A 13090-nucleotide genomic window follows, 5' to 3' on the forward strand; every position below is an offset into this window, starting at 1 on the left:
TCCCCTCCTCCGTCATACCGGCCTCGAGCCGGTATCCAGTACCGCGCGTCTGCGCGGTGAAAGAGTCTTTCAACCTAATGACTTGGGCTGACTGGACCCCGTATCGAGTACGGTGTGACGGAGCATGAGGAAACGCAATCCCAAAGAAAGAGCGCCCTTAATTGTCGAAGCCGACCTTATCCACCAGCTGGCTGGCTTCCTTGCGGTGGGACACGATTTCCGTCAGCGGCTTGCTGTCGATCTTCAGGTCACCGAAGGATGCGACGATCTTGTCGAGACCAGCGCCCTTTTTGACAGGATATTCGTAGTTGGCTTCGGCATAAATCTTCTGGGCTTCATCAGACACCAGATATTCGAGAAGCTTCACGGCTTCGGCCTTGTTCGGCGCGTTCTTGGCAACAGCTGCACCAGAAACATTCACTTGCGTACCGCCATCCTTGAAGGTTGGCAGAACGACCTTGATGGCCTCGCCCCACTTGACCTGATCTTCGCCACCCTTGCCAGAGCGCATCAGGCCGACATAGTAGGAATTGGCGATGCCGATGTCGCAAATGCCGCCGAGGATGTCCTTGGCAACATCACGGTCGCCACCGCCAGCCTTGCGGGCCAGATTGTCCTTCACGCCTGCCAACCACTTTTCGGTCGCTTCAGCGCCGTGGTGAGCAATGTAATCGGCAAAGAGTGCCGTGTTGTAGGGATGCTGGCCGGCGCGGATGCAAACCTTGCCCTTCCACTTGGCGTCAGCAAGGTCTTCGTAGTTGAACGAGGAGACATCAACATCCTTGGCGGCGTAGAGAACGCGGGCGCGCATGGAAAGCGCAAACCAGTTGCCCTTAGCGTCGCGCAGTTCAGCTGGGATGGCCTTGGTCAGCACGTCGGATTCGACCGGCTGCGTCACACCCTTGTCGACCAGATCAACCAGATTACCGGCATCCACCGTCATCAGAACGTCAGCGGGTGAGCTTGCGCCTTCGCTGAGAACGCGCTCGGCGAGACCGTCCTTCAGGAACACGGTGTTGACCTTGACGCTGCTTTCCTTGGTAAAGGCTTCGAGCAGCGGCTGGATCAGCGCTGGTTCGCGCGTCGTATAGATGTTCAGCTCCGCCGCGTTTGCGGCAACCGTGCTTGCCAGAAGCGCGATCGCGGTAACGGTCAATGATGTCATGTCTATCCCCCTCGTGACGTGAAAATGATGTTGGAGATGCATGCACCATACCTGATCGATTAAATCAAGTTATAACCAGTGGTTTTTAGGGGGATATCATCACTATGAGTTGAATATGATGCCTTTTAAAGGATAGAAAAAACGAAATTCAATCGGAAGTAAACATCAGGACACTGTCCTTCGCGATCGAAATGCTGACATCTCGGACATCCACAGGGCTTCGGCGCATGCTGCGAACCCGCAAATCCTGCGCAAGACCCCCGACGCTGACCGACACCTGCTCGATCTCACCCATGAACACCCGGTTGGTGATCCGCCCGGAAATATCCGTGCCAGTGTCAGGGGTCGAAATGGTGATCGAACTGGGGCGGATATAGGCGAAGGCTTTGGCGCCCTCGCGCAGATCGCCCTTATGAGGAAAGTCACCGATCGGCGTGTTGAGATGACCGTTTCTGACCGTGCCCTCCACCTTGTTGAAGGCGCAGAAGAAATCGGCAGCATAACGGCTGACGGGATTGTCGTGCAGCTCGTAGCCCGTGCCGCTCTGCACGATCCGGCCATTTTGCATGAGGACCACGCGGTCGCCTGCCGAAAGCGCCTCTTCCGGGTCATGCGTTACCATGATGGCGGTGGTTTTCAGGTCACGCAGCAGACCGAGTGTTTCCTCGCGCACACTGTCGCGGAGCCCGCGGTCGAGGTTGGAGAAAGGCTCATCCATGAGCAGGATGTCCGGCTTGGGAGCCAAGGCCCGCGCCAAGGCGACACGCTGCTGCTCGCCACCGGACAATGTGTGTGGGTAACGCTTGGCCAGCTCCGTCAAGCGCACATGCTCGATCATATCGGCAGCTCTTGCCCGGGCTTGCGGCTTCGTCAGACCTTTCAAGCCGAACAGCACGTTCTGCTCGACCGTCAGATGCGGAAACAGCGCGTAATCCTGAAAAACGAAACCGATGCGCCGCTTTTCCGGCTCCATGAAGGTCGTCGGCCCTGCGATTTCCCGCCCGTTCATCATGACGGCACCGACATCCGGCGTCTCGACACCGGCTATGATGCGCAGGAGAGTGGATTTGCCGCAACCGGACCGACCGACCAGACATATGATCTCACCGGGCATGACTGCCAGATCGATATCTTCAAGCACGTCGACGTTGCTAAAACGCTTTCCGATGCTGTTGAGCTGTAGCGCGGCGATATCCGACATTTGCCATTTCCATATGCTTTCCCTGTGGTTTGTTGATTGCGCAAATCAGGATTAAAGTCAAAAGCCAATCCTTTTCCGCACCGCAAGGGATGCCTCCACATCAGCCTTTGGATTTGAAGGAGCGATAGTTGACGTTTACGTCAAAGTTAAATACGCTGATGTGAGTAGATGGTTTTGGAGGCTTCATCTACGATTGCAAAATGAACGAATGCATGACTGTTTGGCTGAGGAGCTCGCAGATAGGATTGCAGATTTTGCAAATGCCGGCATGGGAGGACAGAATGAGCGACATGAATTTGGGATTCGAGGAAACGCGCATTATACCGCGCCCCTGGCTTGCCTCATATCCGCAAGGCGTGCCTGCGGAGCTTCCCGACCCCAGCTATTCTTCTCTTGCAGAACTTCTGGAAAAAAGCTGCACGCTTTATGCGGATCGCAAGGCATTTTCCAGCATGGGCAAGTCGCTGACCTACCGCCAGCTCGAGGAGCAGACACGCAAGGTCGGTGCCTGGCTTCAACAGATCGGCCTGGTAAAAGGCGACCGCGTTGCGGTGATGATGCCCAACATTCTCCAGAACCCCGTTGCGACCTATGCCATCCTTCGGGCGGGGCTGACAGTGGTGAACGTCAACCCGCTTTACACGCCGCGAGAGCTTGCGCATCAGCTCAAGGATTCCGGTGCCAAGGCGCTGTTCGTGCTGGAAAATTTTGCCAATGTGGTTCAGCAGACGCTGCCGCACACCGATGTCAAACACGTCGTGGTCGCCACGATGGGCGATCTGCTCGGCTTGAAGGGTCATATCGTCAACCTCGTGGTGCGCAAGGTCAAGAAGATGGTTCCGGCATATTCCCTGCCGCAGGCCGTCAGCTTCAAGGATGTGCTCAACCAATCCCGCAATCTTCAGCTAAAACCGGCGCAGATCGGCCGGGAAGATGTGGCCTTTCTGCAATATACCGGCGGCACGACGGGCATCTCCAAAGGCGCGGTTCTGACCCACGCCAACCTGTTGGCCAACAAGCAGCAGATTTCGCTGTGGATGGACGCTGTCTTCCTGCACAAAAAGCGGCCCGAGGTGTTGAATTTCATCTGCGCTCTGCCGCTCTACCATATCTTCGCGCTGACCGTGAATTCGCTGATGGGCGTGGCACTTGGCGGGCACAATCTGCTCATCGCCAACCCGCGTGACATTCCCGGCTTCGTCAAGGAGCTCTCCGGCTACACACCGCATGTGTTTCCAGCCATCAACACGCTGTTCAACGCCCTGTTGAACAATGAGGATTTCCGCAAACTCGACCTCTCCTCGCTGGTTTTGGTCATGGGCGGCGGCATGTCCGTGCAGCGGCCCGTCGCAGAACGTTGGGCGTCGGTGACCGGCACCCATATCTGCGAGGGCTACGGTCTTTCGGAAACCTCGCCCGTCGCCACGGTCAACCCTCTGGGCCGAAGCGACTTCAGCGGCACCATCGGTCTGCCAGTCCCATCGACCGACATCGACATTCGCGACGATGACGGCAATAGCCTGGCGCTCGGCGAAGTCGGTGAAATCTGCATTCGCGGCCCGCAGGTCATGGCCGGTTACTGGCAGCGCCCGGACGAAACCGCCAAGGTCATGACACCGGATGGTTTCTTCCGTTCCGGCGACATGGGCTTCATGGATGACGCCGGTTATACCAAGATCGTGGACCGCAAGAAGGACATGATCCTGGTGTCCGGTTTCAACGTCTACCCCAATGAAATCGAAGAGGTGGCGGCTGGCCACCCCGGCGTACAGGAATGTGCAGCCGTTGGTGTCACCGATGAACATTCCGGCGAAGCGGTAAAGCTTTACGTGGTCAAAAAGGACCCTGCCTTGACCGCCGAAGACCTCAAAGCCTTTTGCGCGATCAGCCTGACCAACTACAAGCGCCCCAAGCATATCGAGTTCATCGCGGAATTGCCCAAGACCAATGTCGGCAAGATTCTGCGCCGCGAACTTCGAAAGCTGGCTAACTGATTGGTGTGCTTTGCGATATTTCAATCGATTTGATGATAGCGCCTTGATTTAGCCCGATGAAAAAGAATAGTTTCCTCATCCTTTCCCGGAGCATGAGGAGCATTCCATGCAGGCCATCGTCGAAAACCTGAAATCCACCGCCGCGAAGACCAAGGCCACCGATCTTCGCGCCGCTTTCGCCGCCGACGATAAACGTTTCGAACGGTTCAGCGCCCGCTTCGACGATCTGGTGATGGATTACTCCAAATGCGCGGTGAATGAAGACGTTTTGTCGCTTCTCGAAAAGCTTGCCATCGATGGCGGCGTCGAGACCAAGCGCGAGGAGATGTTCTCCGGCAAGGAGATCAACTTCACCGAGGGCCGCGCCGTGCTGCACACCGCACTTCGCAACCGTTCAAACACGCCTGTCCTCGTTGATGGTAAGGATGTGATGCCTGATGTGAACGGCGTCCTTGCCGCCATGGGCAAATTTGCCGATGCCACCCGCTCCGGTGCGCTCAAGGGTGCGACGGGCAAGAAGATCACCGATATCGTCAATATCGGTATCGGCGGCTCCGATCTCGGCCCGGTCATGGCAACGCTGGCGCTGGCACCGTTTCATGATGGTCCGCGCGCGCATTTCGTCTCCAACATCGATGGCGCACATATTGCCGATACCCTGAAGCTGGTCGATGCAGAAACCACGCTTTTCATCATCGCATCGAAAACCTTCACCACCATCGAGACGATGACCAATGCGGCGACGGCCCGCAAATTCATCGCCGACACGCTGGGCGAAGACGCCGTCAAACATCACTTCTGCGCCGTTTCCACAGCTCTCGACAAGGTTGCCAAGTTCGGCATCGATAGCGAACGCGTCTTCGGTTTCTGGGATTGGGTGGGTGGTCGCTACTCCATCTGGTCGGCCATCGGCCTGCCGCTGATGATCGCCATCGGCCCCGACAATTTCGGCAAGTTCCTGGATGGCGCCCACGCCATGGACACGCATTTCCGTCAGGCACCGGTGCGCCAGAACCTGCCCATGCTGCTCGGCCTCATCGGTTTTTATCACCGCAACGTGCTGGACTATTCGACCCGCGCCATTCTGCCCTATGATCAGCGGCTGTCGCGCTTCCCGGCCTATCTGCAACAGCTCGACATGGAATCAAACGGCAAGGGCGTCACCATCGATGGCACACCCGTCGAAGGCCAGTCCGGCCCGGTTGTCTGGGGGGAGCCTGGCACCAACGGTCAGCACGCTTTCTACCAGCTCATCCATCAGGGCACGAGCGTCATTCCCGCCGAATTCATGATTGCCGCCAATGGTTTTGAGCCGGAACTGCGCCACCAGCACCAATTGCTGATCGCCAATTGCCTTGCGCAATCGGAAGCCCTGATGAAGGGCCGCACGCTGGCAGAAGCGAAAGAACAGCTGACATCCAAGGGCATGGACGACAAAAAAGCCGATTTTATTGCCCCTCACCGCGTCTTCACCGGCAACCGCCCCTCGATCACCTTCGTCTACGACACGCTGACGCCGTTTGCGCTCGGTCGCCTGATCGCGCTTTACGAACATCGTGTGTTTGTTGAAGGTGTTCTGTTCCGCATCAACTCCTTCGACCAATGGGGTGTGGAACTGGGCAAGGAACTCGCAACCGGCCTGCTGCCTGTCGTGGAAGGCAAGGAAAGCGCTGAAGGTCACGACAGCTCGACGCAGGGCCTGGTGAAAACATTGGCCGGACTGGCGAAAAACGGCTGAGTTGCCTTACGCAAAGATGACAGCTTGAGACAACAGACAAACCCGCCGATCTATCCGGCGGGTTTTGTTTTGGTCCATTGCTTCATTGGCCCAACGTTTGAAAATCGAGCGGAAAACCCTATTATCGCTTGGAATTGCGGCTTCGCACCGATATGGAATCAGAGGCCCTCGCATCGACAGGAACAGGCCTGGTGTTTTCGACCGTCATAAACAGGACAGACCGTCAGGATGCGGATGCGCAGAGCGAAGCGCCCGGCCTGACACAAGGCCTGTCCGGCCGCCTGCTTTTGTTGACGGTCATTTTCGTCATGATCGCCGAAGTTTTGATTTTCGTGCCCTCCGTCGCCAATATGCGCCTGTCATGGCTGCGTGACAGACTGAACACGGCTGCCGCCGCTGGCGTCGTGATCGATGGCTTGCAGACCGAATTGCCCCGAACCGTACAGAACGACACGCTGCTGGCGACAGGTGCCAAGCTGATCGCCCTGAAGAAGGACGGAACCTCCACCCTTCTTGCCGCCACCGAGGTGCCGCCCAGCGTCGATGAGCAATATGACCTGTCGGACGTGTCGCAACTGGCGGCGGTGCGCGATGCCTTTTCGGTTCTTCTGTTCGGCGGAAACCGCGTCATTCGCGTCTTCGATGTCATCGGTGACAGCAACATGATCATCGAAATTGTCATCGGAGAACACAAACTCCGCGCGGCGATGATTGCCTATGCCGGCAACGTATTGATGATTTCGGTGGCCCTGTCGCTCATCACCGCGAGCCTGATTTTCGTATCAATCAACCGCATTCTCATCCGCCCCATCCGCCGCCTGACGCTGGGCATGCAGGGTTTTTCCGAACAGCCGGATGATCCGTCACGCGTGTTCAAACCGGAAGAGGGCAGCGACGAACTGGCCGTGGCCGGACGCCATCTGGCCGACATGCAGACGCAACTGCAAAAAACGTTGAAACAGCAGAAGAACCTTGCCGATCTGGGCTTGGCCGTTTCCAAGATCAATCATGACATGCGCAATATTCTGTCTTCAGCACAGCTGATGTCGGACCGTCTTGTGGATGTGGAAGACCCGATGGTGCGCAGTTTCGCGCCAAAACTGCTTCGCACCATAGACCGCGCCGTTGGCTACACCAGCGAGGTTCTGGCCTACGGCCAGGCAACCGAAGGCGCACCGAAGCGACGCTTGATCGAACTTGACGAGCTTGTGCAGGACGTCAAGGACGTGCTGGCGATCGATCCTGTAAGCGGCATCGAGTTCGTTGACAACGTCCCGCCCGATTTGCGCATCGATGCCGACGGCGAACAGCTGTTTCGCGTTCTCTACAATCTCTGCCGTAATTCCGTGCAGGCGCTGCAGCAGGCCAGCGGTGATGACCACGCACATAAACGGCTGACGATCGCCGCACAGCGCAATGCAGACGTCGTCAGCATCGTCATCGATGATAACGGACCCGGCATGCCCCAGCGGGCCAGAGAGAACCTGTTCTCAGCCTTCAAGGGCTCCGCCCGCTCCGGCGGCACCGGCCTCGGCCTTGTCATCGCCCGCGAACTCGTCCTTTCCCATAAGGGCACCATTGCGCTGGTGGAAAAGTCCGGCCAGGGAACCCAATTCCGCATCGAAATCTCAGACCGCCCAGCCAACGAACCTCGTCAGCAAAACGGCGCGTGAGCATCGCTCAAATATGCGCGCTTGTTTGGCCCTTATCAAAAAACCAATTATTTCAATAGCATAGAAAATTCATTGCAGGAAAATGACAAATTCTCAGCGAAATCGCTTGCATTCAACATGAGGACGTTTTAGAGGATCGCCACGCCAACGGAACATGTTTCTGCGGCACGCACCCGTAGCTCAGCTGGATAGAGCACCAGACTACGAATCTGGGGGTCAGGAGTTCGAATCTCTTCGGGTGCGCCATTTCTTTTCCTAAATCAAACAAATGTTTAGCGTGTTTCAAACGGTCGTTTATTCTGACTGACTGGAGCAATTGCTAGGGGCTGACATGCATCGGCTCCCAAAGTGCAACCAGAAACTGGTCGGTACAATTCGACCGTTCACACTGGTTCGATCGATCCGCAAGGAACCACCGAACTAACCATTCGGCACGATGACCGAACGCACGCTATCCTCCCTTTATAAGTCGGATTTTTGATCTCAACGCATTCGGTGGCCCATCTGCCAGCTCGATCAAGGGCTACTGTGGCTCGTGAGCTAAGATTGAATCGCCTCAAGTGGCGGTCAGCCAGCTTGGAGACACCAGACCCGACTTTGAAGTCCTGTCACCGGAAATCCCGCCACTCCTGACGCCTTTAGTCTTGGGACGTCCATCGATTAAGCTAAATTAATTGTCGGACAGGCGCGCAAACATAAGCCAGTCACAGCAACAAGCTTGGCACAAGCTCAGTAACTTTAAATAAAATCCGTAAGTAACTCGAATCAAACGGCGACAAGAGAATGCGGGATAAAACTTCGGTGATACACGAGCTATGGCGAACGCGTTGAGATGAGTGATCTTGCCAGAACCAATATCCTTGCACATCGCGGCAGTTGGAACGACGACATTCCAAAGAATTCGCGCGAAGCACTTTCGCGTGCATTGTTGGCCGGTTTCGGCCTGGAGACGGATATTCGCGACCTCGATGGGACGCTCGTGATCTCCCATGATCCACCAAAGACGTCAGACGATATCATTTCATTTGATTGGCTCCTTGATTTTTACGTCTCCAACAATTGTAGCGGAATGCTCGCACTCAACATCAAGTCCGATGGTCTGGCGGTGATGAGTGAGGCTGCTCTTCGCCATTATGGCGTAACGCAATACTTCGTTTTCGATATGTCCATTCCTGACATGCTTGCTTATCTGAGGGCGGGTATGCCGGCCTATAGCCGCGTCAGCGAATATGAACCGAAACCCGCTTTGGCTGCGGAATGCTCCGGTATCTGGCTAGACAATTTCACGGGTGGTTTTCCCCAGGAAGCGGCTGCCGTTGAGCTCCATGGTCTTGGCAAGCCGATCGCAATTGTTTCCCCGGAACTTCACAAGCGGCCGCACGAAGCTTTTTGGAGTTCACTCAGGAATCAGGCCGGGCTGGATATGTCTTCCATATTGCTCTGCACTGATTTTCCAGATGAAGCGGCGTTATTTTTTGGGAGCCCGACATTATGATCAAAGCAGTTCTTTTCGATATGGATGGCGTCCTCATCGACGCCAAGGACTGGCACTACGAGGCGCTGAATCGCGCACTGGAATTGTTTGGCTACACCATCAGTCGCGAGTCCCATCTGTCGACTTTCGATGGCCTTCCAACACGCCGAAAGCTGGAGATGTTGACGGCGGCGCATGGTTTGCCGAAGGGGCTGGCTGATTTGATCAACAGTCTCAAGCAGAACTATACCATCGAGCTTACGCATTTGCGCTGCAAGCCGGTTTTCCATCATCAGAAAGCCTTGTCGCGTTTGCACAAAAGCGGTCGCAAGATCGCCGTTTGCTCGAATTCGATCCGCAACTCGATCGAAGTCATGATGCAGCTGGCAGCACTCACGCCCTTTATCGACGCAATCATTTCCAATGAAGATGTGGCCAAGGCCAAGCCTGATCCGGAAATGTATCTCTCAGCGATGCAGCGCTTCGGAGTCCAGCCGAATGAGTGCCTTATTCTAGAGGACAACGACCACGGCATCAGAGCGGCACGCGCGAGCGGCGGCCACGTGTTTGTCGTGGGAACACCCGCTGATGTGACGTATGAACGTATCATGGCGCGCATCAACGAGATCGAACTCGCAGAAATGACGCAGCTGCTTGCAGAGGGTGCGCAGTTGGATAGTGCTGCCGACACTCAAACTCTTCCGCGCAAAATAGCGTAACATCAGTCAGGATTCGCTATGCAAATTCTCATGCCGATTGCCAGCCGCTCTCAGTTCTTTCCAGAACAGGAGTATTTCTTTCCAAAGCCGTTGATCGAAATCGCCGGCAAGCCGATGATCGACTCGGTTGTTTCGGCATTGAAAGCATCGATACCTGACGCTCGTTTTTGTTTCATCATCTCGGCGGACGATGCTCGGCAGTTTTCACTCGATGAAACTCTGCGGATTATTGGTGGGCACCATACCAAGGTCGTTCAGCGCGCCGGTGAGACAAAAGGTGGGCTCTGCTCGGCCTTGCTCGCAGGCGATGAGCTGGATCTCGAACAGCCGCTGATCATCTGCAACAGCGATCAGATCATCAATGTTCCGCTGATGGATATACTGACGAAATTTCAGCAGGACGACGTGGCATCCGGCGTTATTACATTTCGTTCCGTGCACCCGCGGTGGTGCTACATCGTTCCGGATGAACATGGTCGTGTTGCCCAGGCAGCGGAAAAGCGCGTCGTCTCCGATATCGCGATCGCCGGGTTCTACTATTTCAAACGCGCAGGCGACTTCTTTGCAGCCGCACGCCGGGCCATTCTGAGCGGGGACGAAGTCGACGGGCAGTATTATTTCTCGGCAGCCCTCAACCAGATCATTCTCCAGGATGTGCCCGTCGCCTACGTGAAAATCGACGCATCGAAATACTACAGTTTCTACTCGCCGGAGAAGATCGCCGAGTTTGCTGCCACCGAACTTGCGACCAGCCTGCGGGATCGATCCGGCAACGAGGCGCAACTCAACGTTATGATACCTGCGGCAGGTGAAGGCAGCCGGTTCGCCAAGCAGAACTGGGGCAAGCCCAAGCCTTTCATCGACGTCAATGGGCGCATGATGCTCGAGCATGTCATCGAAAACGTTTGCACGCCGAACGCCAACACAACCGTTTTGCTGCGTGCCGAACATATAAAGGCCTGTGATGCCGGCGTGCGGCGGCTGAATGAGATCGGCGTTGCCATTCGTCCGGTCGATCGTTTGACCGAAGGCACGGCCTGCACGTTGCTGCTCGCGCGCAGCACCTTCGACAACGACCAGCCGATGCTTGTCGCCAATTCCGATCAGTGGGTGGACTTTGACTGTGACGCATTCGTCAAGGATTGCCTTGATCGCAAGCTCGACGGCTCTATCCTGGTGTTTCGCGATGCCGATATGGACCCGAAATGGTCTTTTGCAAAGGTCGATGAAAATGGCCTCGTGGTCGAAGTCGCAGAGAAAAAGCCGATTTCCGATCTTGCGACGGTGGGTATCTACCTGTTCCGCCGAGGCTCCGAGTTCGTTCGCGCCGCGATCGACATGATCGCCTGCAATGATCGGGTCAACAACGAGTTCTACACCTGCCCGGCCTACAACTACATGATTCGTAACGGTGCCAAGATCGGCGTCTACGAAGTTAGCCGAGATGCCATGAAGGGCCTTGGAACACCAGAAGATCTCACGGCATTTCTGATCGAAACCGGAGCACCTCTCTCGGCAGACGCACCCGTGGCGATGGTGGGCTGACGACGATGGTAGGCGGGGGCGTCAACATCATTGTTCCAATGGCCGGGCCAGATTTCGTCTCGGCGGATGGAGAGTTGAAAGCGCTCAAGGACATCGGCGGTACCGAGCCGTTCCTTCTGGCAACCCTGTCGCAGCGCCCGTGGGCGAAGCTCGCCGCTCCGACAGACTACACCTTCGTTCTGCATGATCGTGAAGAGACCCGCGCATTCGCTCAGAACCAACTGCAGTCCTGGTTTCCCGGCTGTCGAACGACATTCGTCTCTCATTTTACGGCGGGTGCCGCTCTCAGCAGTCTGGCGGGCGCAGCGGTGCAGCTTGGCAGCGACAATCGTCCTCTGCTGATCGACCTTGCCGATATTCTTTACACGACGGAGCTCGATCCAGCCCGCCATTTTGATCAGAACCCTGATGATGGCGGTATCGCGCTGACCTTCGCCAGCTCCAATCCCATGTACAGCTACTTGCGAAGAGACGAACGTGGCGATGTCATCGAGGCTGCTGAAAAGAAAGTGATTTCTGGCGAAGCGTCTGCTGGAACCTACGCATTCAAAAGCGGCTCGGTCTTTTTGAGAGCGATTGCCCACGCTTTGGAGAACGCGCCGACACAAACCTATCGCGATTTGTTCTTCGTCTGCCCGCTGTTCAATGGCGTGATTGCACAATCGCTCAAGGTGGCGGCGCACGGCGTTACGAATGTACGCGATGTGAAATCATGATGGCTTGCCTTGTCGAAAAGACACGCCACCGCAATGGGCTGTGAACGTTAAATAGCCTTCTAATCTTTTTTCTCACTAAGAACCGTCAAATATACAGAGGCACTTATGAAACTAGCTATCTTATTGCGTGGAAACAATTTTCTGGAAAAAGACCGTTACGGCTATTCAATGGATGCACGTGAAAATGCGGCATCGCTACTCGAAAAATTCCTACTGCCGATCCGACTGAAATACCCGGAAACCAAGCTGTATCTCGCGACATATGACAGCCCGATCTTGGAGGAGCTGAAAGAGCTCATCGCGCCCTGCGAGATGGTGATGCTTGATGCTGCGGGAAGTACGCAGATCGAGACGTTCAAGCAGGGGATGAGGCATGTCTTCGAAAACGACGACTGCGATGCGCTACTGGTCACACGCTTCGATCTCGATTTTAAAAAGAATTTTGACGATTGGGACATTCAAATCGATGACTCCTCCGTCTATTTCCCTTTCAAGGAAACAATGATCGGTTGGCGAGATCACCAGCGTGTTGGTGATGCCGTGCACATCATCGGTCGCAAAGCCATGAACGATTTCTTCAGCGCGATGATCATGAACCAACTCGCGCGAAGACCTGACCTGCACATGCTGTATTATTTCATGCGAACGCTGAACGGCAATATCCGGTTCATCACCGGTGGGCATTGGGATTCTAACTCGATGTTTGCCAATCCCGAATGCAATAATCCGCTCTACATGATTTTCAATCGGCCACGCTTGGAAACGCTGGCACCCTATACCGGAACGATGCCACAGGAAATCCGGGGGGAATAGCCCCGGCTACTCAAACGGGAAGGTTGCTCAATCCAAAGCGTTTGAAATCCCC

The 13090-nt window shown here is 55.6% G+C and carries 10 protein-coding genes and 1 tRNA gene; 9 read left to right on the plus strand and 2 right to left on the minus strand.

All coding sequences use genetic code 11. The features are described 5' to 3' along the window. Positions 1 to 157: 157 nt before the first annotated feature. Together DSM25558_RS13765 and DSM25558_RS13770 are read right to left on the minus strand one after the other, a co-directional pair. A complete protein-coding gene (locus DSM25558_RS13765; protein WP_077105328.1) occupies positions 158 to 1165 on the minus strand; it encodes a Fe(3+) ABC transporter substrate-binding protein in 1008 nt (335 codons plus the stop codon). Positions 1166 to 1313: 148 nt separating this feature from the next. Then, positions 1314 to 2366, minus strand: a complete 1053-nt coding sequence (locus tag DSM25558_RS13770; protein WP_077105329.1) for an ABC transporter ATP-binding protein — start codon at positions 2364 to 2366, stop codon at positions 1314 to 1316. 290 nt (positions 2367 to 2656) lie between these two features. On the opposite strand from DSM25558_RS13770, the gene DSM25558_RS13775 reads away from it, so the two are divergent. From DSM25558_RS13775 to DSM25558_RS13815, 9 genes are all read left to right on the plus strand, one after another. Continuing rightward, positions 2657 to 4360 carry a long-chain-fatty-acid--CoA ligase gene (locus DSM25558_RS13775; protein WP_371479977.1) on the plus strand — a complete coding sequence of 568 codons (1704 nt, stop codon included), beginning with the start codon at positions 2657 to 2659 and terminating at the stop codon, positions 4358 to 4360. Positions 4361 to 4466: 106 nt separating this feature from the next. Next, positions 4467 to 6098 carry a glucose-6-phosphate isomerase gene (pgi, locus tag DSM25558_RS13780; RefSeq protein ID WP_077105331.1) on the plus strand — a complete coding sequence of 544 codons (1632 nt, stop codon included), beginning with the start codon at positions 4467 to 4469 and terminating at the stop codon, positions 6096 to 6098. Between the two features lie 152 nt (positions 6099 to 6250). Next, positions 6251 to 7771, plus strand: coding sequence for a sensor histidine kinase (locus tag DSM25558_RS13785; RefSeq protein WP_083716456.1), 1521 nt, complete (start codon positions 6251 to 6253; stop codon positions 7769 to 7771). Between the two features lie 169 nt (positions 7772 to 7940). Continuing rightward, positions 7941 to 8017: transfer RNA gene (locus DSM25558_RS13790), tRNA-Arg, on the plus strand. Positions 8018 to 8699: 682 nt separating this feature from the next. Further along, positions 8700 to 9266: a PI-PLC domain-containing protein gene (locus DSM25558_RS13795; protein WP_200800756.1), complete on the plus strand. Its 567-nt coding sequence runs from the start codon at positions 8700 to 8702 to the stop codon at positions 9264 to 9266. Continuing rightward, the gene (locus DSM25558_RS13800; protein WP_077105333.1) at positions 9263 to 9964 is read left to right on the plus strand and encodes an HAD family hydrolase; all 702 of its coding nucleotides are present in this window, start codon (positions 9263 to 9265) and stop codon (positions 9962 to 9964) included. The genes DSM25558_RS13795 and DSM25558_RS13800 overlap by 4 nt, the downstream gene beginning before the upstream one ends. Before the next feature lie 18 nt (positions 9965 to 9982). Next, positions 9983 to 11509: a glycosyltransferase family 2 protein gene (locus DSM25558_RS13805; protein ID WP_077105334.1), complete on the plus strand. Its 1527-nt coding sequence runs from the start codon at positions 9983 to 9985 to the stop codon at positions 11507 to 11509. Between the two features lie 5 nt (positions 11510 to 11514). Then, positions 11515 to 12225, plus strand: a complete 711-nt coding sequence (locus DSM25558_RS13810) for a glycosyltransferase family protein (protein WP_077105335.1) — start codon at positions 11515 to 11517, stop codon at positions 12223 to 12225. A 105-nt stretch (positions 12226 to 12330) separates the two neighbouring features. Next, positions 12331 to 13038 (plus strand): hypothetical protein, encoded by a 708-nt coding sequence (locus tag DSM25558_RS13815; protein WP_143240106.1) that lies wholly within the window; start codon positions 12331 to 12333, stop codon positions 13036 to 13038. Positions 13039 to 13090: the final 52 nt, after the last annotated feature.

It is taken from the genome of Agrobacterium sp. DSM 25558, from assembly GCF_900100825.1.
GTDB lineage: Bacteria > Pseudomonadota > Alphaproteobacteria > Rhizobiales > Rhizobiaceae > Agrobacterium.

What these genes read in the sequence shown, in the direction of transcription:
- DSM25558_RS13765 (WP_077105328.1), bottom strand. Translation starts at nt 1,165, where the DNA reads ATGACATCATTGACCGTTACCGCGATCGCGCTTCTGGCAAGCACGGTT.
- DSM25558_RS13770 (WP_077105329.1), bottom strand. Translation starts at nt 2,366, where the DNA reads ATGTCGGATATCGCCGCGCTACAGCTCAACAGCATCGGAAAGCGTTTT.
- DSM25558_RS13775 (WP_371479977.1), top strand. Translation starts at nt 2,657, where the DNA reads ATGAATTTGGGATTCGAGGAAACGCGCATTATACCGCGCCCCTGGCTT.
- pgi (WP_077105331.1), top strand. Translation starts at nt 4,467, where the DNA reads ATGCAGGCCATCGTCGAAAACCTGAAATCCACCGCCGCGAAGACCAAG.
- DSM25558_RS13785 (WP_083716456.1), top strand. Translation starts at nt 6,251, where the DNA reads ATGGAATCAGAGGCCCTCGCATCGACAGGAACAGGCCTGGTGTTTTCG.
- DSM25558_RS13800 (WP_077105333.1), top strand. Translation starts at nt 9,263, where the DNA reads ATGATCAAAGCAGTTCTTTTCGATATGGATGGCGTCCTCATCGACGCC.
- DSM25558_RS13805 (WP_077105334.1), top strand. Translation starts at nt 9,983, where the DNA reads ATGCAAATTCTCATGCCGATTGCCAGCCGCTCTCAGTTCTTTCCAGAA.
- DSM25558_RS13810 (WP_077105335.1), top strand. Translation starts at nt 11,515, where the DNA reads ATGGTAGGCGGGGGCGTCAACATCATTGTTCCAATGGCCGGGCCAGAT.
- DSM25558_RS13815 (WP_143240106.1), top strand. Translation starts at nt 12,331, where the DNA reads ATGAAACTAGCTATCTTATTGCGTGGAAACAATTTTCTGGAAAAAGAC.